The following is a 21,725-nucleotide window of genomic DNA, read 5'->3' on the forward strand; positions in this document are numbered from 1 at the left end:
ATTACTTTTTAAATGACATTTTTTCAAAAGGAATTTCGTATTGCGAAGGGTTAAACCCCACACCTTCCAATTGTGCGGAATAAATCGCTTTTGTTTTTGAATAGGTTAAAGGCACATAAACCGCCTGTTCCGCCAAGGTTTTAAATAATTTTTGGTAAAGTTTTATACGGGTCTGTTCATTGGGTGTAATCAACAGTTCCCCTATCATCTCGTCAATTTCTGTTTTATTCGGTAGCCCTTTTTGCCCTTGGTAATCGGCATGGGCGGGAATGCGGAAGGAAGAAACGAAAGACGCCGGATCATAAGGGCTGCCCCAGGAAAGCGAATATTGCAAATCAAAATCGCCGTTTTTTTGACGGTCTAAATAGGCTTGTTTTTCTTCGCCGAGAATTTGCAAATCCACGCCGATTTTTCTGAAATCCGCCTGTAATAATTGGGCTATTTCTTTTTCAGCCGCATTGTTTATATTATAAGAAAGCAATAGTGAAAGCGGTTTACCAGCTTTTTCGCGAATATTTTTTCCGACAGACAAGTTCCAACCCGCTTCCTCTAATAATTGCGCTGCTTTGAGCAAATTAAAGGGATATGTTTGCACATCAACATCGGCATAGGGCACATTTTTTGCCATCAGGGTTTCGGCGATGCTCTCCGTATCATTAAAAACGCCTTTGGCTATAGCGGCTTTATCCACAGCATATTGCAGCGCCTGACGAACCTTTTGATCGGAGGTAATAGTTCTAGCGCTGTTTAATACGATGGCGCGAGAGGCGTTTGCTTCGCTCATTGCCGAAATAAATTGACCGGATTCGCTGATTTGCTTAAATGAATCCATATCTAACATATCGCCGTCGGCACCGAAAATAAGCTGAATATCGCCTTTCAGTAAAGCCAATAACATGGTTTGGCGTTCAGGAATAACATGCCATGTCACACCGTTGAGTTTAGGTAATTCGCCCCAATAATTTTCATTTCGACTGAAATCCGCCAGTGCATTTTTTTTATGTTTTTTGAGAATCCAAGGTCCGGTGCCCGCATAGCACATCACGCCCTGCGAGGTTTTTCCCTGATTGAAACATTTGGGTGAAAGGAAACGGAAAGGACGGGTTAAGGCCAGTTCCGTCAGCGTGGGATAATAGGGGTTTTTCAGCGTTAATTCGAGGGTAAATTCATCGGGAGCCCGCACGGAATCAATTTGTCGCACCAGTTCCAGCCAGGCGTGGCGGTTAAAATTCGCTAATACCGCCTCAATATTCATTTTCGCAACAAAAGCATTAAAAGGTTCGCCGTCGGTAAATTTTACGTCTTTGCGCAGATGAAAAAGGTAACTTTTGCCGTCTTCGGAAATTCGCCAGCTTTTAGCCAGAAAAGGCCGGATGCCCTGATTGGTATTAATAACCAAAGGTTCGAAAACCATGTTTTGCGCCGCCATTTCACCGGCGTATAAATGCGGATTAATATCCCGAATATCCTTTGTGCTGGCATAATCCAGGCGGTTATTCGTCGAATCGGCATATACACAGGTAGCGGTGAAAAGTGCGGTCAAAATTGTGCAAATTTTTTTCATTTTATCCCCTTATCGCATAATAGGGCTTGTTTATAAAAGATAAACGGACCCTAAAATTATTTTTGAGCGACAATCATAAACATCGGCGTTGAGCGGTAGTTGACCTTTTCTTCATCATCCCAAAGGAATTCGCCGATACGGGTATCGGCCATTAACTGGGAAAACCCGATGTTTAAAAGCGCGTTCATATCCCAATGAGGACGTAATTGCCGGCTTAAAGGCAACTTGCGGGCGATAGCTTCCATGGCGGAGGTATCGGTGTCGGCATAATGGTCGGGAATGTTTAAACGGATGGTGGAGGCGCGATCTTGTTCAAACGCCCGGCGACGTTGTTCGTCGTATAAAAACAGATACCAATTGGCATCAAAATTCAGCAAATTTCCACCGCACTTTAATACCCGATGCCATTCTTTATAGGCTTGTTCGGGTTCGGATAAGTTCCAGGTAACGTTTCGGCTGATAATTAAGTCGAAACTTTCATCGGCAAAAGGTAAATGATGTACGTCGCCCCGAACGAAACGAATATCGACCATTGCCTGCGCCGCATTATATTTTGCCTGTTCCAGCATATTGGAGGTGGCGTCAATTGCCGTTACTTGCGCACCTGCCTGCGCCATAATAATGGCAAAAAAACCGGGACCGGTGCCGATATCCAACACCTTAAGATTTTGCTTTTTCGGCGCGTGGGCGAGCAAAAGCTGCTGCCATTTAAGGCGTTTGATACTTTGTAATTCTTGTTGGTTATGCCGGCTGTAACCTTCCGCCCGATTATTCCAATAACGGGTAACGTTTTGCAGTAAAGAAACCTGATTTAAATTTAGTGACACAATAATTTCCGAGAGTAATAAGATTAAGAATTATGATAAACTATGAAGTAACTTCAGGGTCAAGGCTTTTTTATAGAAAAATCAAGGAATAAGAATGAGAATTGGTCAGCTTGCGAAAGCGGTGGGATGTACCATTGAGACGATTCGTTATTATGAAAATCAAGGTTTGTTGGCTAAACCGCAACGTTCAGCCAATAATTTTAGATATTATACGAATGATCATCTGCAGCAGTTGTCTTTTATTTGCTATTGTCGAAGTTTGGATATGTCGCTGCATGAAATTAAAATGTTACTGAATTTAGACCGCAGTTCCGGGCAGCGGGCGGAGGAGATTAATCTGCTGCTGGACAAACATATCCGTGATGTGGCAAAACGCCTGCATGAACTGGCTCATTTGCGTATGGAACTGATTAAATTAAAGCAAAAATGCAGCGAAATGACGGGTGAAAATTTAATGCAAAATATTTTTAGCGGCGGCAATATTCGCTTTCGCAAAATAAAGTGAGATTATACTTGAGCTAATTTTTTGAGCGGTGTATAATCCACGCCTCGCAGTCACAGTTAATTTTTCGTTCCTTGCTTCCGCAGATTGGTGACTGGTCTAACAGTCGGAGGCTGATTAACCCGTAAGGAGCAGTAATGCGTCACTACGAAATCGTGTTTATGGTTCACCCGGACCAAAGCGAACAAGTACCAGGCATGATTGAACGTTATACAGGTTCTGTAAAAGAAGCCGGCGGTCAAATTCATCGCTTAGAAGATTGGGGTCGCCGTCAATTAGCATACCCAATCAACAAATTACACAAAGCACATTATGTGCTTATGAATGTAGAAGCGCCTCAAGAAGTAATCGACGAGCTAGAAACAACATTCCGTTACAACGATGCAGTTCTTCGTAACGTAATTATTCGTACTAAGCACGCCGTAACAGAAGCGTCCCCAATGGTTAAAGCGAAAGACGAACGTCGCGCTTCAGCTGAAGTTGAAAACAACGATTTTGAGGATGCTGAAGAGTAATTTAAGCATTAATAATCGTTTATCGCTTGAAGGTTTTGTAACCGAGCAGCCTAAACGAACTAAGAGTCCCAACGGTATTGAACATTGCCGGATTTGGTTGGAACATCGTTCCGAACAAATAGAAGCCGGGCTAAAGCGTCAAGCATGGTGCAAAATGCCCGTTCATATTAGCGGAACTCAATTAGTGCAGAAAACTCAAAGCATTACGGTCGGCAGTCATTTATTGGTGGTGGGGTTTTTAACTCTGCATAAAACTTCAAAAGGGTTGAGCCAATTAGTTTTACATGCCGAGCATATCGAATATTTATAGATTAGGAGACTAGCCAAATGGCACGTTATTTCCGTCGTCGCAAGTTCTGCCGTTTTACAGCGGAAAACGTAGTTGAAATCGATTATAAAGATATCGCTACATTGAAGAACTACATCACAGAGAGCGGCAAAATTGTTCCAAGCCGTATTACCGGTACTCGTGCGAAGTATCAACGTCAATTAGCCCGCGCTATCAAACGTGCGCGTTATTTAGCGTTACTTCCGTACACTGACAACCATCAGTAATTTATTAGAGGATAACGGTAATGCAAGTAATTCTTTTAGATAAAATTGTTCACCTGGGTAATGTTGGTGATCAAGTTAATGTTAAATCAGGTTTTGCACGTAACTTCTTAATTCCGCAAGGTAAAGCGGTTATGGCAACTAAAGCTAACATTGAACACTTTGAAGCACGCCGTGCTGAAATCGAAGCTAAAGTTGCGGCTGAATTAGCAGCGGCTCAAGCTCGCGCAGCACAAATCGCGGCATTAGAAGCGGTAACTATTTCTTCTAAAGCCGGTGACGAAGGTCGTTTATTCGGTTCTATCACAACTCGCGAAATCGCTGAAGCAGTTACTGCGGCAGGCGTTGAAGTAGCGAAAAGTGAAGTTCGTTTATCAACAGGCCCGATTCGTACATTAGGCGATCATGAAGTTAAATTCCAACTTCACGGCGAAGTATTCACAGCATTAAACGTAATCGTTGTTGCTGAATAATTAGCGAAAAATTGTTGAAAACCCGGCAATCAAGCCGGGTTTTTTGTTGAGTAAAGACAGATATAATTCCCGCATTCCTTTCTGAGGTTCAGAACAAAATTTTCTCTCCTTGCTTTCCTCCCGCCACAATGTCAAACTTATAAAAATTAATTAAAATAAGGAGCTAACTATGGCTCGTAAAACTACGAAAAAAACGACCGCACTTTTGGATCCCAATTATCAGCAGGAATTGGAAAAATACGGCAATCCTGTGCCAAGCCGGGATTTTATCTTACAAGTTATCCGCGAACATAATACGCCGATGTCCCGTGAAGAAATTCTGAAAGTCTTTGCAATTCAAGATGATGAACGGGTGGAAGGGGTACGCCGTCGGCTACGCGCCATGGAAAATGACGGACAATTAGTGTTCACTAAGCGTAATTGTTATGTTCTGCCGGAAAAACTGGATTTGCTTAGAGGTACGGTTATCGGACATCGGGACGGTTACGGTTTCCTGCAGGTGGAAGGTGTAAAAGAGGATTTATTTATTCCTAATACGCAAATGAAACGGGTAATGCATGGTGATTATGTATTGGCGCAGCGGGAAGGATTGGATCGCAAAGGTCGCCGCGAAGTCCGGATTGTGCGGGTGTTGGAAGGGCGTAAAAAACAAATAGTCGGGCGCTTTTTCCTGGAGGAAGGCATTGGTTATGTGGTGCCTGATGACAGCCGGATTAATCGGGATATTCTCATTCCGAATGAAAATCGCTTAGGAGCCAGAATGGGGCAGGTTGTGGTGGTGGAACTCAAACCCCGGACCGCTTCCTTTAGTCAACCGGTGGGAATCATTACGGAAATCCTCGGGGATAATATGGCAAAAGGTATGGAAGTGGAAATCGCCCTGCGTAATCATGATATTCCGCATACTTTCCCGCCGGAAGTGGAAAAACAAATTAAAAAATTCACTGAAGAAGTGCCGGAGGAGGCCAAAAGCGGTCGTGTCGATTTACGCAGCCTTCCTTTGGTCACTATTGACGGCGAAGACGCCCGTGACTTTGATGATGCGGTGCATTGCCGCAGAGAGCAGGACGGTTGGCATCTGTGGGTTGCTATCGCCGATGTAAGTTATTATGTGCGTTTACGTTCCGCTCTTGATACGGAAGCGCGTAATCGCGGTAATTCGGTGTATTTTCCTAATCGGGTAGTGCCGATGTTGCCGGAAATTTTATCGAACGGGCTTTGTTCGTTGAATCCTCAGGTGGATCGCCTGTGTATGGTCTGCGAGATTAAGCTCTCGGATAAAGGCGTGATGAAAGATTATCAGTTCTATGAAGCGGTGATGAACTCTCACGCTCGTTTGACCTACACCAAGGTCGCCCGTATTTTAGAGGGTGATGAAGAATTGATCGAACGCTATCAGGAGCTGGTTCCCCATTTGCAGGAATTGCATAATATGTACAATAAGTTGCTGGAAGCCCGCCATCAACGAGGCGCCATTGATTTTGAAACCATTGAAAGCAAATTTATTTTTAATGAAATGGGGCGTATTGAAAGTATTGAGCAGGTTGTGCGTAATGATGCCCATAAAATCATTGAAGAATGCATGATTATGGCGAATATCGCGGCGGCTAACTTTATGGAACGTCATCAGGAACCTGCGCTTTATCGTATTCATGCGGGGCCAAGTGAAGAAAAGTTAATTTCCTTCAGAAGTTTTCTTGCCGAATGCGGGCTAAGCCTTGAAGGCGGCATGAAACCGAGCACGAAAGATTATGCCAAATTGCTGGAACAGGTAAAAGAACGTCCTGATGCTGAGCTTATCCAAACGATGTTACTGCGTTCTTTAAGTCAGGCGGTGTATAATGCGGATAATATCGGGCACTTCGGTTTAGCCTTAGAGGAATATGCTCATTTCACCTCGCCGATTCGTCGTTATCCGGATTTGACTTTGCACCGAGGCATTAAATATTTGCTGGCGAAAGCGCAAGGGGTAAAACGTAAGACCACGGATACGGGCGGTTATCATTACAGTTTAGATGAGATGGACGTATTGGGCGATCATTGCTCAATGACGGAACGTCGCGCAGACGATGCAACCCGTGACGTAGCGGATTGGTTGAAGTGCGAATATATGCAGGATCATGTGGGCGATGAATTCGAAGGTATTATTTCTTCCGTGACCGGTTTCGGCTTTTTCGTGCGTTTAAAAGATTTATTTATAGACGGTTTGGTGCATATTTCTACTTTAGATAATGACTATTATCGCTTTGATGCGGCAGGACAGCGGTTAATCGGCGAGAACAGCGGCGCGGTTTACCGTATCGGCGATATTGTTAAAGTTAGAGTTGAGGCGGTCAGTCTGGAGCAACGACAAATTGACTTTGCGCTTGTTTCCAGCGAGCGAAAACCTCGTCGCGAGGGAAAAACGGCAAAAGATAATGCTAAGAAAACTATGCGTTATGCCGAAAGCTTTGCCAAACAGCGTAAAAAAGCGGCCGCAACAAGCAAGGGGAAAAAGAAAAGTGCGGTCAAAAAATCGAAAAATTCAGTGAATAAAAAAGCAAACAAAAAGAGAACTTATTAATGTCTGAAAATATTTATGGAATTCATGCGGTAAATTCGTTTTTAGCAACCGCGCCGGAACGTTTAATCGAAGTTTATGTGTTAAAAGGGCGCGAAGACAAGCGCTTACAGCCTTTGCTTAAAGAATTGCATCAGTTGGGCATTTCCGTGCAGTTTTTGAATCGTCAGACTTTAGATAATAAAGCTAACGGTGAAGTACATCAGGGTATTATTGCCCGGGTGCAGCCTGCCAAAGAGCTTAATGAAAACGATCTTGAGCGGATTTTATCAAACAACAAAGACCCGCTTTTATTAGTGCTGGACGGCGTAACGGATCCGCATAATCTCGGTGCTTGTTTACGTACGGCGGATGCGGCGGGAGTATGCGCCGTTATCGTGCCAAAAGATAAATCCGCACAGCTTACTTCAATTGCCCGTAAAGTTGCTTGCGGTGCGGCGGAAGTCGTGCCGTTAATCCGCGTCACCAATCTTGCCCGCACATTACGGGATTTACAGCAAAGTCATAATATCTGGGTGGTGGGTACCGCAGGCGAAGCGACGGAAACCCTTTATCAAACGAAGCTTATCGGTCCGTTGGCGTTAGTTATGGGGGCGGAAGGCGACGGTATGCGCCGTTTAACCCGAGAACATTGCGACCAACTCATCAGCATTCCGATGGCGGGTTCCGTTTCTTCACTGAACGTTTCCGTTGCTACCGGCGTATGTTTGTTCGAAATTGTAAGACAGCGTTTAAGTTAGATCTGGATGTAACTGAAAGTGCGGTAATTTTTACCGCATTTTTTATGCGCTTAAAATATCGTAAAGAGGAATATCCCAGCTTTCTACCGGTAATTTTTCTACCTGTTGGCATTGATGGGCAAGACCGACGGGCAAAAAGGATTTATTTTGCCAATTTTGCAATGTGCGATCATAAAAGCCGCCGCCCATACCTAAACGATTTGCTGATTTATCAAAAGCCACTAACGGAGTAAAAATAATATCCAGCTGATTTAACGGCAGTACATTACGCACGTCTAATTTAGGCTGCAAAATACCGAAAGCATTTTTTTCCATCGGACTTGCGGTTTCATAGCGCAGAAATAATAAATGCCCTTGGCAGAAAGGGTGCAGAACCGGTAAATAAAGATTTTTGCCTTGCTGCCACAGACTTTCTATAAGCAGTTTTGTACTGATTTCGCCATCAAAAGAAAGATATAAAGCAATATGTTGCGCCTGTTGTTTTTCGATGAAAGCTAACGCTTTTTCGGTAATGAGCTGTTCCGCTCGGGATTGCTCAAGTGCGGTTAGTTTTTGGCGAGTTTGTCGAATTTGAGTTCGAATTTGTTGGCGAAGCTGAGAAACGGTTTGCATAACAATAAATGATTGGAAGACCCCGAGATGCCGTTGTGGGTGGTCGGTCCTTGAACCCGACGGTTCAAGGGAATCGGTCGTAACTGTTTTTAGGCTTCTTGCATCAGGACCTCGAAGGTCAGGGCAAGCATGCTCACCAACTATAGAGAACCAATTCTAGAGTATGTAAGTATCGGCTCAGGGACGTAACCCGCTGACGAACACCTCAGGAAATCTTGTAATTATACTAACTTAAATTGTAATTATTGACCAGCATTTATTTAGCCAAATTATGCTGATTAGTTGAGTTTTAATCAATCGAATAAGACGCTTGTTGAGTCGGTGTAGAAGCCGAAATGCTTTCTAGCGAACGCGTTAGTTGCTCGATTTGATTTTGTAGTACATTTTCCGTTTTATGGGTTTTGTGTTGTTCCTGTAATAATTCAAAACTCAAATTTAAGGCTACAATTGCAAGGGCTTTTTCCACCTGTAAAATACCGGTGCGATCTTTCATTTCGGTGACACGGGAATCCAATAGTTTAGCGGCTTCACGCAATGAATCATGTTGTTCTTCCGGACAATTCAAACGTAATACTTGACCTAAAAAATTTAACTCAATAGTTTTAGAGGACATATTATGGCTACCTGTTATGCAGAAATTTTTAGCTATTATGCCATATAGAAAAATTTTCGTCATAGATAATCAACAAAAGAATGATAGAATGGCGTTATCTTATTCAAGACAATAACAGTGAACTAAATATGATTTCTTATTCAAGTTTAAATCAACAACTTAAAAGTGCCGATATCGGCGCAACCGCTTCCGAATTGCACGGGTTATTAAGCGGTTTAATTTGCGGTGGCATTAATGACGACAGCTGGCAACCGTTACTTTATCAATTTACCAACGATAACCATGCGTATCCCATCGCTTTATTAAATGAAATCAAAGAAATTTATCAGGATATCGGGCAAAAACTTGCGGATATGGATAATTTTTCTTTTGAATTATGGCTGCCGGAAGATAATGAGGTTTTTGCGCGGGCGGATGCGTTGTCGGAATGGACAAATAATTTTTTGCTCGGTTTAGGGTTGGCACAGCCCAAACTGGATAAAGAAACCGATGAAATCGGCGAGGCGCTTGACGATTTACATGACATTTGCCAGCTTGGGTATGACGAAGAAGATAACGAAGAAGATCTGAGCGACGCTTTGGAAGAAATTATAGAATATGTGCGCACCATTGCTTCATTATTCTATACCCATTTCCATCGTCCGCAAGCACAAGAAAAACCTGTTTTACATTAGGAAGATAGCATGGATTTAGCTTATATGGCGGAATTGCCGGCGGATGAGTTTGTATTACGCCGCCAAAAACTGGCGGCGCAACTGACGGATAATTCGGTGTTTATAGTTTTTTCCGAAGTTGAAAAACGTCGTAATAACGATTGTACTTATCCGTTTCGTCAAGATAGTTACTTTTGGTATCTCACCGGATTCAATGAACCGAATTCTGCTCTGGTAATTCAAAAAAAAGGTAAGCTTGTTGAAACCACAATATTCGTGCGCCCTTCGAATCCGCTTATGGAAATCTGGAACGGCCGTCGTTTGGGGGTTGAGCGGGCGGCTGAAAAATTACATTTAGATCAAGCCTTTTCTATTGATGATTTCGCGAGAATATTTGGTAAAATTTGCCAAAATTCGACCGCACTTTATCATTATCAAGGGTTGCAGCCTTGGGCGGATCAATTATTAGCCGAAACTTTTATTTCACCGCCGGATTATATTAACTGGGCTCCAATGTTGGATGAAATGCGTTTGTTTAAATCCGCTAATGAAGTGCGCCTTATGCAGCAAGCAGGGCAAATTACGGCCTTAGGGCATATGAAAGCCATGCGTCAGACTCGCCCTAATCGGTTTGAATATGAAATCGAAAGTGAAATTTTACACGAGTTCAATCGTTTTGGGGCGAGATATCCCGCTTACACAACGATTGTCGCCGGTGGAGAAAACGCCTGTATTCTGCATTACACGGAAAACGATCAACCCCTTAAAGACGGAGATTTGGTGCTAATTGACGCCGGTTGTGAGTTTGCTATGTATGCGGGCGATATCACCCGAACATTTCCCGTTAACGGCAAATTTACTCAAGCGCAACGGGAAATTTATCAAATTGTATTGAACGCGCAAAAACGGGCGATTGAGTTGCTTGTTGCCGGTAATTCCATTCAACGGGCGAATGATGAAGTGGTGCGCATTAAGGTGAAGGGATTATTAGACCTCGGCATTATGCGGGGAGATATTGACGAGCTTATTGCAAACAACGCTCACCGTGAATTTTATATGCACGGCTTGGGGCATTGGCTTGGGTTGGACGTCCATGATGTGGGCAGTTACAGTAAGGAAGGACAAAACGGTGATCGCAATAGCAAAGTGCGGGATCGCCCGCTGGAAATCGGTATGGTATTAACCGTTGAGCCGGGGCTTTATATTTCGCCGAAATCCGATGTGCCGGAGCAGTATAAAGGCATTGGCGTGCGTATTGAAGATAATATTCTGATTACGGAATACGGTAATAAAGTATTAACCGCTGCGGCGCCGAAAGAAATAGGGGATATTGAAGCCTTAATGGCGACTGAACGATAAAAAGTGCGGTATTTTTACCGCACTTTTTTTGTACTATTTGCCGATACAGAATGAACTGAAAATATTGCCGAGCAAATCGTCGGAAGTAAATTTCCCGGTAATTTCGCCTAAGTAATCTTGCACGATACGTAATTCTTCAGCCAATAATTCGCCGGCATGGAACTGCGTCAGTTGAACGCGACCGATTTGCAAATGCTCTGCGGCATGTTCCAGCGCTTCCAAATGGCGGCGACGGGCAAGGAATCCGCCTTCGGTACCGGTTTGATAACCCATAGACTGTTTTAAATGTTCGCGCAATAGAGAAACGCCTTGCTGGGTTTGTGCGGACAAACGAATTACCGTAAAACCTTCCTGTTCTTCAATACTTTCTTTTTCACCGCTTAAATCCGATTTATTACGTACGATAGTGACCGGAATATTGCCCGGTAATTTGGATAAAAATTCCGCTTTTGCCTGATCTAAATCCTTGCTGTCGGGATCCGTGCTGTCCAGCATTAAAATAACGCGATCCGCTTGTTCGATTTCGTTCCAGGCGCGCGTTATACCGATACGTTCCACTTCATCGGTGGCATCCCGCAAACCTGCGGTATCAATAATATGTAACGGCATACCGTCAATATGAATATGTTCCCGCAGTACATCGCGGGTTGTGCCGGCAATATCGGTCACAATTGCCGCTTCTCGCCCGGCTAAGGCGTTGAGCAGACTGGATTTACCCGCATTCGGGCGCCCTGCGATAACCACTTTCATCCCTTCGCGTAAAATGGAGCCCTGTTTAGCCTCGGAACGTACTTTATCCAATTGACCGATAAGGTCATTCAAATGGCCTTCAATTTTACCGTCCGCAAGAAAATCAATTTCTTCATCGGGAAAGTCTATTGCGGCTTCCACATAGGTGCGTAAATAAATGACGGAATCCACCAACTGGTTTATTTTTTTGGAAAATTCACCTTGCAGAGATTTTAATGCGGAACGGGCGGCCTGTTCCGATGAAGCGTTGATTAAATCCGCGATAGCTTCCGCTTGCGCCAAATCTAATTTATCATTTAAAAAAGCCTGTTCGGAAAATTCACCCGGGCGCGCCAAACGAACGCCTTTTACCTGTAAAATGCGTTTTAACAGAAGATCAAGCACCACCTGACCGCCATGCCCTTGAAACTCCACCACATCTTCGCCGGTAAAGGAATTCGGTGATTTAAAATATAAAGCGATCCCCTGATCTAATATCGTACCGTCTTCATCTTTAAAAGGCAGGTAATTTGCCATACGAGGCTTTAATTCTTTGTCTACTACGGCTTTAGCCACTTCCGTCGCCAAAGGGCCTGATACGCGCAAAATGCCGACACCTCCGCGACCGATAGGGGTGGCTTGGGCAACAATGGTTTCTTTTGTCATCATAAAATTTTCCTAAAATGTACCGCACTTTTGGGGATAAAAGTGCGGTTAGAATTTGTCGAGAAATTATAACAAAAAAGGCATCAAACCGATGCCTTTTCTTTTTCATTGAGAATTATTTTTTACGGGAATGTAAACCTTTTTTCTCTAATCCGCGGTAAATCAACTGTTGTTGAACAATAGTGATAATGTTCGAAACTAACCAGTATAATACCAGACCGGCAGGGAACCACAGGAAGAATACCATGAAAATCAACGGCATAAAGTTCATGATCTTTTGTTGCATCGGGTCAGCAACCGGAGTCGGTGACATTTTTTGCAATAAGAACATTGAGGCGCCCATTAAGATTGGCAAAATGTAGTAAGGATCTTGCGCCGATAAGTCTTGAATCCAGCCGAAGAAAGGTGCATGGCGTAATTCCACCGCTTCCATAAATGTCCAGTATAATGCGATGAAAATCGGCATTTGAATTAATAACGGCAAGCAACCGCCCAACGGATTTACCTTTTCTTCTTTGTAAAGTTTCATCATTTCTTGGCTCATACGTTGACGGTCATCACCGAAACGTTCACGCATTTCCTGCAATTTAGGTTGCAGCATGCGCATTTTCGCCATAGAAGTATATTGAGCTTTGGTTAGCGGATAAAGAATACCTTTTACCACAATGGTTACGCCGATAATAGCCAGACCCCAGTTGCTTACAATGCTTTGAATCACGTTTAATAGCCAGAATAACGGTTTAGCAATAAACCAAGCCCAACCGTAATCAACGGTTAAATCTAGGTGGTTCGCTACAGCTCCCATTTCATTTTGTAGTTTAGGACCGGTCCAAAGCGCACTTTTGATAGTTTCGCTGCCGCCGGCAGGTACATTGACTACAGGGCCACGATAGCCGATAAAGCCTAAACCGTTTGCCGTGCTGGTATATAGCTGATTATCCGCATCTTGGTTCGGGATCCAGGCGGAGACGAAATAATGTTGTAATACCGCAACCCAACCCGCTTTAGTATCAATGGATAAGTTTTTATCTTTCATCTCATCGAAACTGTATTTTTTATAGTTGGTATCCGCTGAAGAATAAGCGCCGCCGGTATAAGTCGGCATTGCCATACTACCGGAGCTTTGAACTAAAGTATGTTTTAATTGACCGTAAGGTTGAACTTCAATTGCTTCATTAGTTTGGTTTTGAATTTCATAATTGACTTCAATATCGTAAGAACCCGCTTTGATCACGAATACTTTACGATAAATAACACCGTCTTTTTCAAGAGTTAAAGGCACGCGTAATTCATTTTGACCGTCAGCCAGAGTGAATTGTTCGGCTTCAACCTGATAAGCCGCCCGACCGGCTTTCGTATCAATTCCGTTTTTGCCAATCAAACCGCTTTGTGCGACATACACTTCATTCGGTTTGTTTTGTAACAGAATGAAACGCGCATCGGAATTTAATTCGGCCGCGTAATTGGTTAAGCTGGATTCAACCACATCACCGCCTAATGTATCCACTTTTAAGGTAAATACATCATTTTGAATGCTGATGATTTTGCCTTGCGCGACATTATCGACAGTTCCTTCCGTTGATGATGTACTTGCCGGCATTTCAGCATTTGAGGAAACAGCTTGCGCTTGTTCAGTTGCAACAGGTTTTGGCGTGTTGTAATCCATTTGCCATTGCTCATAAACAAGAAAAGAAATAAAGAGTAGTGCTAGTACCAATAAGCTACGTCTGGAATCCATTATTTTTTCTCTACGTTGTTATTAATTTTCGGTGGAACAGGATCGTATCCACCCTTACTTAAAGGGTGACATTTTAATATACGTTTGAGCGTAAGCCAACTACCTTTTAACGCGCCGTGTGTTTTTATCGCTTCAATACCGTAACAAGAGCAGGTCGGCGTAAAGCGACAACGGGGGCCGATCATTGGGCTAATCGCCAATTGATAGAAACGAATCAATTTGACAAGGATTTTTTCGCCAAGCGAATGTGACGTTGCCATAATTTGCTCAGAATTGCGGTAAATGTTGGATTATCAAGCTTGCCGATGCCGTGTTTGGCAACGATAACAAAATCATAATTAGGTAATTCGTGTTGTAAAAGACGAAAACTTTCACGGCACAAACGTTTGACACGATTGCGTTCATGAGCTCGTTTCAAATGTTTTTTAGCAACGGTAAGACCTAAACGGGGATATTGAAGATCGTTTCGACGGGCAAGAATTGTTATTTCAGGCGTACTGGCTCGTAGCGGCTGTTCAAAGACGTATTTGAATTGGGCGGGAGTTAACAAACGCAACTCCCTGGAAAAGTTCAGCTTAATCACACGAATGTGCAGGAATTAAGCGGATAAACTTTTACGACCTTTAGCACGACGACGAGCTAAAACCTGACGGCCGTTTTTAGTTGCCATACGAGCACGGAAACCGTGAGTACGGCTACGTTTTAATACAGAAGGTTGAAATGTACGTTTCATAATTCTAATCTACCTAATTAAATTGTTTAGAATTCAACAGTTATCAGGTATTCACCATCAAACGGAATTAATTGAAAACAAGGTTATTCAAAAATAAGGAACGGAATTTTAATCGTAAATTCGGCGTTCGTCAAATGAGATATAGGTGAAATTAGCCATAATCTTGAAAAAAACAAATTTCACCTTATCGAAAAAGCATAAAAGCGGTAGGGATTATACGTTTTTTTAGTAAAATCTCAAGTATAAAACAGATATCTTTTTCAATTTTTTTGAGCCTTTTTTAAGGATCTTTCATCAACTTTATTGTAGAATGAACGAGTTTATAATGTTCGCTTTATGGCGATTTTATTTTTCAATTAACAATTAACGAATCATCATAAAAAAAGATAAGTATTAATTAAATGGAACGCGACCTGTCTCAACTTTGGCAAAATTGCCTATTACAACTGCAAGATCAAATTTCTTCGTCGGATTTTGGTTTATGGCTCAGACCATTGCAGGCGGATACCAGTATGCCGAATACTATTGTGCTTTATGCATCAAATATGTTTGTGAAAAGTTGGGTGGAAAACAACTATTTGGCACAAATTACAAAAATAGCTCAGGATCTTAGCAATAATACGGATCTTGTTATTAAGGTACAGGAAGGTTCTAAACCGGCGGCAAGAAAAGTTGTCGCTCAACAGGAAATTGCCAATACGCCGGTACAACATAGTGCGCCAATGCCGGAAAACGAGCCGCAGGCGGCTTTTCGTTCGAATTTAAATCAGCATCATTTATTTGAAAATTTTGTTGAAGGTAAATCAAATCAACTTGCCCGGGCGGTGGGGCAAAAAGTAGCGAACAGACCGGGCGATAAATCCGCCAATCCGTTATTTTTATACGGCGGCACAGGTCTGGGTAAAACCCACTTATTACACGCCGTAGGTAATGGTATTATTGCGGGCAATTCTAATGCCCGGGTGGTTTATATCCATGCGGAACGTTTCGTACAGGAATATGTAAAAGCCCTTAAAGCGGAACGTATTGAAAATTTTAAAAAATTCTACCGCAGTTTAGACGCCTTATTAATTGACGACATTCAGTTTTTTGCCGGAAAAGACGGAACTCAGGAAGAGTTTTTTAATACTTTCAATTCGTTATTTGAAGGTGAGAAGCAAATTATTCTAACCTCGGATCGTTACCCTCGCGAGATCGAAAAAATTGATGATCGTCTGAAATCCCGCTTTAGCTGGGGATTAAGTATTGCTATCGAACCGCCGGATTTAGAGACCCGGGTGGCGATTCTGATGAAAAAAGCGGAAGAAAAGAACATTTATCTGCCTGAAGAAGTGGCGTTTTTTATCGGGCAAAAATTGCGTACCAATGTCCGCGAGTTAGAAGGGGCGTTAAACAGGGTTCATGCGAATGCCGATTTTACCGGAAAAGCAATTACCATTGATTTCGTGCGAGAAACTTTAAAAGATATGCTGGCGTTGCAGGATAAATTGGTTACCGTTGAAAACATTCAAAAAATGGTGGCGGAATATTATCGTATTAAAGTTTCCGATCTGAAATCTAAAAACCGTTCCCGTTCTATTGCCCGTCCCCGTCAACTGGCGATGGCATTGGCAAAAGAACTGACTAACCGTAGTTTACCTGAAATAGGTAAAGCTTTTGGCGACCGTGATCATACAACGGTATTGCATGCTTGTCGTACAATCGCCGCTTTGCGTGATGATGACAATAATATACAGGAAGACTGGTCGAATTTAATTCGCACTTTATCCGCATAATATGAGGGAAAGAGCTATGCAGTTTATTGTTTCAAGAGATAATCTTTTAAAACCGTTACAACAGGTATGTGGCGTATTAAGTAGCCGCCCGAATATTCCGGTGCTAAATAACGTGTTATTGCAGATTGCCGATGATTGTTTAACCATCACCGGAACGGATTTAGAAGTCGAGCTTTCTACGCAGGCGAAGCTTATTTCGGGCACTGAAGGTAAATTTACCATTCCGGCAAAAAAATTCTTGGATATTTGCCGCAGTTTGCCGGATGAGGCAGAAATTCATGTGACATTTGAAGAAGAGCGTGCCATTGTGCGTTCGGCAAGAACGAAATTTAATTTAGCCACATTGCCGGCGGAGGAATATCCGAATCTGGCGGATTGGCAATCGGAAGTGGATTTTACTACCGAACAGGCGACTTTACGTCGTCTGATTGAGGCGACTCAATTTTCTATGGCAAATCAGGATGCCCGTTACTTTTTAAACGGTATGAAATTTGAAACGGAAGGTAATTTGCTGCGAACCGTAGCGACGGACGGTCATCGTTTGGCGGTTTGCACTATTGCGCTGGAACAGGATTTACAGAACCATTCCGTGATTGTGCCGCGTAAAGGCGTGTTGGAATTGGCGCGTTTATTGGAGGCGACCGATGCGCCGGCGCGTTTGCAAATCGGCACCAATAATCTGCGTGTGCAGTTGGCTAATGTGGTGTTTACGTCAAAATTAATCGACGGACGTTTCCCTGATTATCGCAGAGTGTTGCCGCGTAATGCGGATCATATTCTGGAAGCGGATTGGGATGTATTAAAGCAAGCCTTTGTCCGTGCCGCTATTCTTTCGACCGAACGTTTCCGTAGCGTGCGTTTACAACTGGATCAGAATCAAATGAAGATTACCGCCACCAACCCGGAACAGGAAGAAGCGGAAGAAATCATTGATGTGTCTTACAGCGGCAATGAAATGGAAGTCGGGTTTAATGTCAGTTATATTCTTGATGTGCTGAATGCCTTGAAATGTCAGCGTGTTCGTATGCGCTTAACCGATGCTTCATCAAGTTGTTTAATTGAAAATTGCGAAGACGCCAGCGCCGAATATGTAATCATGCCAATGCGTTTATAGAAATTTCCGAAAAAACGACCGCACTTTTGAGTTAATATGGCAATTGCTCGTCTTATTGTTGAAAATTTCCGAAATATCTCAGCCGTGGATCTGGAATTTGACCACGGCTTTAACTTTTTGGTGGGAAACAACGGCAGCGGCAAAACGAGTTTGCTGGAAGCGCTTTTTTATCTTGGGCACGGTCGTTCTTTCAAAAGCTCGGTTACAACCCGGGTTATTCGTTACGACCAACCGCATTTTACCCTGCACGGGCGTATTCGGGAGCTGCAGCACGAATGGTCCGTCGGGTTGCAAAAACAGCGTAAAGACGGTAATACCATTGTTAAAATTAATGGCGAAGACGGTAATAAAATCTCGGATCTCGCTCATCTTCTTCCTATGCAAATAATCACACCCGAAGGCTTAACCCTGCTTAATGGCGGTCCGAGTTATCGTAGAGCCTTTCTTGATTGGGGGCTTTTTCATCATCAACCTAATTTTCATTCCGCCTGGTCCGCTCTTCACCGTTTGCTCAAGCAGCGCAATGCGGCGTTGAATCAAACCTATGATTACAATATGTTGAAACCCTGGGATATGGAGCTTGCCAAGCTTGCTCATCAGGTCAGCCAATGGCGTGCTGATTATGCGGAGGCACTGAGCCCCGAAATAGAGCAAACCTGTCGGCTTTTTTTACCGGAATTAGATATTCATGTGAGTTTTCATCAAGGATGGGAGAAAGATACGGATTATGCTCAGCTTTTAACGGAAAATTTTGAACGTGACAAAGCCATAGGTTATACGGTTTCCGGGCCGCAAAAAGCCGATTTCCGCTTTAAGTCCAATGGCTTGCCGGTGGAAGACGTGCTTTCCCGCGGGCAATTAAAACTGTTGATGTGTGCGCTGCGCTTGGCGCAAGGCGAGCATTTAATGGCACAAAAAAATCGCCATTGCATTTTTTTGATTGATGACTTTGCCTCGGAGCTTGACGAAACTAAACGTGCCTTGCTGGCACAACGTTTACAAAACAGCAATTCGCAAGTTTTTGTAACGGCTATCTCGCCGGAACAGTTGAAACAAATGCAGCCTGAAAAACACCGCACTTTTCAGGTGGTTAACGGGCAAATTGAACAATTACTCTAGGGTTTGTTTATAAAAGATAAACAGCCCTTAGCTTTCCGATTTGTAAAAAACATGAATTAAACAGCCTAACAAAGCGCCGGTTACGGCAAAAGGGATCCATTCCATGGAGTAGTCTTTTAACGGCAAGTTATTTGCTTGTTCCAAGCCGGCAACAGAACCGATTGATACCAGCGTTGTTAAGGCGATAGAGAGTCGTTGGGCGACTAACGGCACTTTAACGAAAATGTTAACCGACAATAATAGAATGATAGTCATGGAAATCGGGTAAAGCACCAATAAAATCGGTACGGATTTACTGATTACGGCGCTCAATCCTTGGTTTGCAATAATAAAACCGATTAGGGTGAAAATAATCACGTAAGTTTTATATGAAATTTTATGATAAATTTCATTGAAATATTCACTTACCGAAACAATCAATCCGATGGCTGTGGTTAGACAGGCAAGGCTCACAATCACCCCTAGTAGAGAACGCCCGAAATTACCGAATGCCTGAGCGGTGATTTTATTAAGAATATAAGTGCCGATATCCTGATTTCTCTCTTGCAACAGACTTATTGTTTCTGCGGAAATATGGACACGATTGCCAATCCAGCCGATAGCCAGATAAATTGCGGCCAGCGCGATAGCCGCCACAATTCCCGCTAATAACGTTTGTTTGGTCAGCTCTTTACCGTGTTTTATACCTTTAGATTGAATCGCCGCTATAACAATAACGGAATAGGCAATGGATGCCAGCGTATCCATTGTGAGGTAGCCGTCGATAATGCCGGTAAAGAGGAAACTGTTATTGGACTCTCGCAGGGTAAAGATAACCTCGGAAGGATCATTGTCGATCAGGATAAAAAAGGCTTTTACCACTAAGGCTAAAATAGCGAATAACAGAATCGGCGTTAAAATAGCGCCGATCCGACTAACGGTTTTCGACGGATTTAAGGCAAACCATAAACTGATAGCGAAATAAAACAGCGTGAAAATCAGCATGGAAAGCGAGGAACTTTTACCGATAAAAGGCAGTATCGCCATTTCGTAAGAAGTTGCTGCTGTACGAGGAATTGCAAAAAACGGCCCGATGCTGAGATAAACCGCCATAAGGAAAATAACGGAAAACCAAGGGCTGATTTTAGTAGTGGCGGTTTTGTATCCTCCTTCATAAAAAGCGCTGACTATGATGCCTAATAAGGGCAAACCGACACCGCTTAAAATAAAGCCGGTGATTGCAGACCAAAATTCAGAGCCACTTTCTAATCCCAATTTCGGCGGGAAGATTAAATTGCCGGCGCCAAAGAAAATAGCAAAAAGCGTGAAACCGACGATAAATGTATTCTTATTCATTTTTAATTATAAAAGTAATTTTTATAGTTGAAAATTGTGATTTCGTTTAAAAAACGCCCCTAATCACAAGTTAACTATTTTTTTAGCAAATCTTCATTTTTTGTGTGATTCCATTTACCTTTCTTTTTATCCATGTACTGGAAATATTCATTGGTAAAGGTTCCTTGCGCACAGGTAAATTTATCGCGACGTGAATTTACATTTTTACCTTTTAACGCCATATTTAACGTAGTAGGGCCCGTTAAAGTGAATACACCGCCGTCAATTTTTCGTTGCTCGATATTATTTACAATAATATCTAACGTATCTTTCAGAAATCGATTACCTTTGGCGCTTGCCAGGAAAAAGTTAGTGTATTTATCCCGACGGGTAATCACCACTTCCGTATCATTTTCATCAATGATATCAGCGAGGCACCAAACTAAGTGTCCGTCAATATCCATATAGACGCCGCCTTCGTTATATAATGTGAAAATCCGCCAAAAGTCGGCTTGCGCCGCACCATCGGTTAATTTGCTGTAAGCCTCATAAACCCGGGTGTCGGCATTTGCTTTAATATATTCTTCACGTGCTTCCGTGCTTACGTAACGATATTCATAGCTCCAGGATAAAGCCCTGTTTACCAAATAGTTGCAATACACCGGTAGGGTAACTTTGTTACTGTAGTTAGTTTGCCAAATAGTTTTGTTGATTTTACTCTGCTTATTTGACGGACGGAACGCGGGACTGAATTCAGGAATCGTAAAGCGTTTTTTGGGAAAAATCGCATGAAACGGATAACTGAGAATTTTAATGATGTTACCAAGTAACCGTAGTACGCCATTGGACAAAAAAATAAGCGGTTTGTATTTAATTGGTTTATTCATTAGCTCACCAAAGACAAAAAATTTTTATCTACTTTACCATTTCTTCCGTAAGAAGAAAATTAACCTGACAAAAAAGAATAGGTCGAATAGATAATATTTATACAGGCTAGTAAGTTTAAAGATATCAATAACGGAAAAGAAGTGGTGGGCGATACCGGTCTCGAACCAGTGACCCCCTCCTTGTAAGGGAGGTGCTCTCCCAACTGAGCTAATCGCCCTGCGATTTTGACTTTTGTCGCGTTACATTATCCGATATTGGCGATTTGATAATGAATTGTACATAAATGTCAAAATTAGTAGGTCATTTTAAATCAAAAGTGGTGGGCGATACCGGTCTCGAACCAGTGACCCCCTCCTTGTAAGGGAGGTGCTCTCCCAACTGAGCTAATCGCCCACTTGAGATTTAAAATCTTGGGTACTTAAACTAAAAGAGTGGTGGGCGATACCGGTCTCGAACCAGTGACCCCCTCCTTGTAAGGGAGGTGCTCTCCCAACTGAGCTAATCGCCCTCGTCAGTTTAAGCATACAACACGAAACACTTGGAAAGTGGTGGGCGATACCGGTCTCGAACCAGTGACCCCCTCCTTGTAAGGGAGGTGCTCTCCCAACTGAGCTAATCGCCCGTGTTGTGGGTTGGCATTATAAATATTATCTGTTTTCAGTCAACCCATTTTTACAAA

At 42.8% G+C, this 21,725-nt stretch carries 23 protein-coding genes, 4 tRNA genes and 1 other RNA gene; 12 read left to right on the top strand and 16 right to left on the bottom strand.

Going from position 1 to position 21,725, the window contains the following annotated elements; translation table 11 throughout:
• Position 1: 1 nt before the first annotated feature.
• Together nikA and MS_RS02175 are read right to left on the bottom strand one after the other, a co-directional pair.
• Positions 2–1,564 carry a nickel ABC transporter substrate-binding protein gene (gene nikA, locus MS_RS02170; RefSeq protein WP_011199648.1) on the bottom strand — a complete coding sequence of 521 codons (1,563 nt, stop codon included), beginning with the start codon at positions 1,562–1,564 and terminating at the stop codon, positions 2–4.
• 56 nt (positions 1,565–1,620) lie between these two features.
• The gene (locus MS_RS02175) at positions 1,621–2,391 is read right to left on the bottom strand and encodes a class I SAM-dependent methyltransferase (RefSeq protein WP_011199649.1); all 771 of its coding nucleotides are present in this window, start codon (positions 2,389–2,391) and stop codon (positions 1,621–1,623) included.
• Positions 2,392–2,485: 94 nt separating this feature from the next.
• On the opposite strand from MS_RS02175, the gene MS_RS02180 reads away from it, so the two are divergent.
• From MS_RS02180 to rlmB, 7 genes are all read left to right on the top strand, one after another.
• Positions 2,486–2,896 (top strand): Cd(II)/Pb(II)-responsive transcriptional regulator, encoded by a 411-nt coding sequence (locus MS_RS02180; RefSeq protein ID WP_011199650.1) that lies wholly within the window; start codon positions 2,486–2,488, stop codon positions 2,894–2,896.
• Between the two features lie 134 nt (positions 2,897–3,030).
• On the top strand, positions 3,031–3,408 hold the full coding sequence (gene rpsF, locus MS_RS02185) for a 30S ribosomal protein S6 (RefSeq protein ID WP_011199651.1): 378 nt from the start codon (positions 3,031–3,033) through the stop codon (positions 3,406–3,408).
• On the top strand, positions 3,395–3,718 hold the full coding sequence (priB, locus tag MS_RS02190) for a primosomal replication protein N (protein WP_041639535.1): 324 nt from the start codon (positions 3,395–3,397) through the stop codon (positions 3,716–3,718). Before rpsF ends, priB begins: the two co-directional genes overlap by 14 nt.
• A gap of 17 nt (positions 3,719–3,735) precedes the next feature.
• Positions 3,736–3,963 carry a 30S ribosomal protein S18 gene (rpsR, locus tag MS_RS02195; RefSeq protein ID WP_005759927.1) on the top strand — a complete coding sequence of 76 codons (228 nt, stop codon included), beginning with the start codon at positions 3,736–3,738 and terminating at the stop codon, positions 3,961–3,963.
• A gap of 20 nt (positions 3,964–3,983) precedes the next feature.
• Complete coding sequence (gene rplI, locus MS_RS02200; RefSeq protein ID WP_011199653.1) at positions 3,984–4,433, top strand: 50S ribosomal protein L9; 450 nt, start codon at positions 3,984–3,986, stop codon at positions 4,431–4,433.
• A gap of 169 nt (positions 4,434–4,602) precedes the next feature.
• Positions 4,603–6,996, top strand: a complete 2,394-nt coding sequence (gene rnr / locus MS_RS02205; protein WP_011199654.1) for a ribonuclease R — start codon at positions 4,603–4,605, stop codon at positions 6,994–6,996.
• Entirely contained in the window at positions 6,996–7,733 is a 738-nt protein-coding gene (gene rlmB, locus MS_RS02210; protein WP_011199655.1) for a 23S rRNA (guanosine(2251)-2'-O)-methyltransferase RlmB, read from the top strand. The genes rnr and rlmB overlap by 1 nt, the downstream gene beginning before the upstream one ends.
• A 42-nt stretch (positions 7,734–7,775) precedes the next feature.
• Here the strand turns inward: rlmB and MS_RS02215 are convergent, their stop codons facing one another.
• From MS_RS02215 to MS_RS02220, 3 genes are all read right to left on the bottom strand, one after another.
• Entirely contained in the window at positions 7,776–8,345 is a 570-nt protein-coding gene (locus MS_RS02215) for a 5-formyltetrahydrofolate cyclo-ligase (RefSeq protein WP_041639537.1), read from the bottom strand.
• Positions 8,346–8,360: 15 nt separating this feature from the next.
• Positions 8,361–8,560: non-coding RNA, 6S RNA (gene ssrS, locus MS_RS10925), on the bottom strand.
• A 74-nt stretch (positions 8,561–8,634) separates the two neighbouring features.
• Positions 8,635–8,958 (bottom strand): cell division protein ZapA, encoded by a 324-nt coding sequence (locus tag MS_RS02220; RefSeq protein ID WP_041639538.1) that lies wholly within the window; start codon positions 8,956–8,958, stop codon positions 8,635–8,637.
• Between the two features lie 128 nt (positions 8,959–9,086).
• On the opposite strand from MS_RS02220, the gene MS_RS02225 reads away from it, so the two are divergent.
• On the top strand, positions 9,087–9,632 hold the full coding sequence (locus MS_RS02225) for a YecA family protein (protein WP_041640135.1): 546 nt from the start codon (positions 9,087–9,089) through the stop codon (positions 9,630–9,632).
• 9 nt (positions 9,633–9,641) lie between these two features.
• The gene (gene pepP / locus MS_RS02230; RefSeq protein ID WP_011199660.1) at positions 9,642–10,970 is read left to right on the top strand and encodes a Xaa-Pro aminopeptidase; all 1,329 of its coding nucleotides are present in this window, start codon (positions 9,642–9,644) and stop codon (positions 10,968–10,970) included.
• Between the two features lie 33 nt (positions 10,971–11,003).
• Here pepP and mnmE read toward each other — a convergent pair whose 3' ends face one another.
• The 5 genes from mnmE to rpmH all read right to left on the bottom strand — a co-directional run bounded on the left by mnmE (position 11,004) and on the right by rpmH (position 14,836).
• Complete coding sequence (gene mnmE / locus MS_RS02235; RefSeq protein WP_041640136.1) at positions 11,004–12,365, bottom strand: tRNA uridine-5-carboxymethylaminomethyl(34) synthesis GTPase MnmE; 1,362 nt, start codon at positions 12,363–12,365, stop codon at positions 11,004–11,006.
• 115 nt (positions 12,366–12,480) lie between these two features.
• On the bottom strand, positions 12,481–14,103 hold the full coding sequence (gene yidC / locus MS_RS02240; protein WP_011199662.1) for a membrane protein insertase YidC: 1,623 nt from the start codon (positions 14,101–14,103) through the stop codon (positions 12,481–12,483).
• The gene (gene yidD / locus MS_RS10930) at positions 14,103–14,363 is read right to left on the bottom strand and encodes a membrane protein insertion efficiency factor YidD (protein ID WP_083754305.1); all 261 of its coding nucleotides are present in this window, start codon (positions 14,361–14,363) and stop codon (positions 14,103–14,105) included. The genes yidC and yidD overlap by 1 nt, the downstream gene beginning before the upstream one ends.
• Positions 14,318–14,686 (bottom strand): ribonuclease P protein component, encoded by a 369-nt coding sequence (gene rnpA / locus MS_RS02245; protein ID WP_011199664.1) that lies wholly within the window; start codon positions 14,684–14,686, stop codon positions 14,318–14,320. The genes yidD and rnpA overlap by 46 nt, the downstream gene beginning before the upstream one ends.
• A gap of 15 nt (positions 14,687–14,701) precedes the next feature.
• Complete coding sequence (rpmH, locus tag MS_RS02250; RefSeq protein ID WP_005539760.1) at positions 14,702–14,836, bottom strand: 50S ribosomal protein L34; 135 nt, start codon at positions 14,834–14,836, stop codon at positions 14,702–14,704.
• A 401-nt stretch (positions 14,837–15,237) separates the two neighbouring features.
• Here rpmH and dnaA point away from each other — a divergent pair, with 401 nt between their 5' ends.
• The 3 genes from dnaA to recF are packed head-to-tail and all read left to right on the top strand — an operon-like array spanning position 15,238 to position 18,844.
• The gene (dnaA, locus tag MS_RS02255; protein ID WP_011199665.1) at positions 15,238–16,611 is read left to right on the top strand and encodes a chromosomal replication initiator protein DnaA; all 1,374 of its coding nucleotides are present in this window, start codon (positions 15,238–15,240) and stop codon (positions 16,609–16,611) included.
• A gap of 16 nt (positions 16,612–16,627) precedes the next feature.
• A complete protein-coding gene (gene dnaN, locus MS_RS02260; RefSeq protein WP_041639540.1) occupies positions 16,628–17,725 on the top strand; it encodes a DNA polymerase III subunit beta in 1,098 nt (365 codons plus the stop codon).
• 36 nt (positions 17,726–17,761) lie between these two features.
• Positions 17,762–18,844, top strand: coding sequence for a DNA replication/repair protein RecF (recF, locus tag MS_RS02265; protein WP_011199667.1), 1,083 nt, complete (start codon positions 17,762–17,764; stop codon positions 18,842–18,844).
• Between the two features lie 27 nt (positions 18,845–18,871).
• Here the strand turns inward: recF and brnQ are convergent, their stop codons facing one another.
• The 6 genes from brnQ to MS_RS02295 form a co-directional block, all read right to left on the bottom strand.
• A complete protein-coding gene (gene brnQ / locus MS_RS02270; RefSeq protein ID WP_011199668.1) occupies positions 18,872–20,179 on the bottom strand; it encodes a branched-chain amino acid transport system II carrier protein in 1,308 nt (435 codons plus the stop codon).
• A 74-nt stretch (positions 20,180–20,253) separates the two neighbouring features.
• Positions 20,254–21,045, bottom strand: coding sequence for a glycosyltransferase family 32 protein (locus MS_RS02275; protein WP_011199669.1), 792 nt, complete (start codon positions 21,043–21,045; stop codon positions 20,254–20,256).
• Between the two features lie 142 nt (positions 21,046–21,187).
• Positions 21,188–21,263 (bottom strand) — tRNA-Val (locus MS_RS02280).
• Positions 21,264–21,363: 100 nt separating this feature from the next.
• Positions 21,364–21,439: transfer RNA gene (locus MS_RS02285), tRNA-Val, on the bottom strand.
• 39 nt (positions 21,440–21,478) lie between these two features.
• A tRNA-Val gene (locus MS_RS02290) sits at positions 21,479–21,554 on the bottom strand.
• A gap of 38 nt (positions 21,555–21,592) precedes the next feature.
• Positions 21,593–21,668: transfer RNA gene (locus MS_RS02295), tRNA-Val, on the bottom strand.
• Positions 21,669–21,725: the final 57 nt, after the last annotated feature.

The sequence above is a fragment of the [Mannheimia] succiniciproducens MBEL55E genome, assembly GCF_000007745.1.
In the GTDB taxonomy this organism is placed as follows: domain Bacteria; phylum Pseudomonadota; class Gammaproteobacteria; order Enterobacterales; family Pasteurellaceae; genus Basfia; species Basfia succiniciproducens.

Bases quoted from the DNA above. Each gene is read 5' to 3' on its own strand.
- nikA (WP_011199648.1), bottom strand. From the start codon at position 1,564: ATGAAAAAAATTTGCACAATTTTGACCGCACTTTTCACCGCTACCTGT.
- yidC (WP_011199662.1), bottom strand. From the start codon at position 14,103: ATGGATTCCAGACGTAGCTTATTGGTACTAGCACTACTCTTTATTTCT.
- rpsR (WP_005759927.1), top strand. From the start codon at position 3,736: ATGGCACGTTATTTCCGTCGTCGCAAGTTCTGCCGTTTTACAGCGGAA.
- brnQ (WP_011199668.1), bottom strand. From the start codon at position 20,179: ATGAATAAGAATACATTTATCGTCGGTTTCACGCTTTTTGCTATTTTC.
- rlmB (WP_011199655.1), top strand. From the start codon at position 6,996: ATGTCTGAAAATATTTATGGAATTCATGCGGTAAATTCGTTTTTAGCA.
- dnaA (WP_011199665.1), top strand. From the start codon at position 15,238: ATGGAACGCGACCTGTCTCAACTTTGGCAAAATTGCCTATTACAACTG.
- rplI (WP_011199653.1), top strand. From the start codon at position 3,984: ATGCAAGTAATTCTTTTAGATAAAATTGTTCACCTGGGTAATGTTGGT.
- MS_RS02275 (WP_011199669.1), bottom strand. From the start codon at position 21,045: ATGAATAAACCAATTAAATACAAACCGCTTATTTTTTTGTCCAATGGC.
- priB (WP_041639535.1), top strand. From the start codon at position 3,395: ATGCTGAAGAGTAATTTAAGCATTAATAATCGTTTATCGCTTGAAGGT.
- recF (WP_011199667.1), top strand. From the start codon at position 17,762: ATGGCAATTGCTCGTCTTATTGTTGAAAATTTCCGAAATATCTCAGCC.
- MS_RS02215 (WP_041639537.1), bottom strand. From the start codon at position 8,345: ATGCAAACCGTTTCTCAGCTTCGCCAACAAATTCGAACTCAAATTCGA.
- MS_RS02225 (WP_041640135.1), top strand. From the start codon at position 9,087: ATGATTTCTTATTCAAGTTTAAATCAACAACTTAAAAGTGCCGATATC.
- rnr (WP_011199654.1), top strand. From the start codon at position 4,603: ATGGCTCGTAAAACTACGAAAAAAACGACCGCACTTTTGGATCCCAAT.
- MS_RS02220 (WP_041639538.1), bottom strand. From the start codon at position 8,958: ATGTCCTCTAAAACTATTGAGTTAAATTTTTTAGGTCAAGTATTACGT.
- mnmE (WP_041640136.1), bottom strand. From the start codon at position 12,365: ATGACAAAAGAAACCATTGTTGCCCAAGCCACCCCTATCGGTCGCGGA.
- MS_RS02180 (WP_011199650.1), top strand. From the start codon at position 2,486: ATGAGAATTGGTCAGCTTGCGAAAGCGGTGGGATGTACCATTGAGACG.
- rpmH (WP_005539760.1), bottom strand. From the start codon at position 14,836: ATGAAACGTACATTTCAACCTTCTGTATTAAAACGTAGCCGTACTCAC.
- pepP (WP_011199660.1), top strand. From the start codon at position 9,642: ATGGATTTAGCTTATATGGCGGAATTGCCGGCGGATGAGTTTGTATTA.
- yidD (WP_083754305.1), bottom strand. From the start codon at position 14,363: ATGGCAACGTCACATTCGCTTGGCGAAAAAATCCTTGTCAAATTGATT.
- dnaN (WP_041639540.1), top strand. From the start codon at position 16,628: ATGCAGTTTATTGTTTCAAGAGATAATCTTTTAAAACCGTTACAACAG.
- rpsF (WP_011199651.1), top strand. From the start codon at position 3,031: ATGCGTCACTACGAAATCGTGTTTATGGTTCACCCGGACCAAAGCGAA.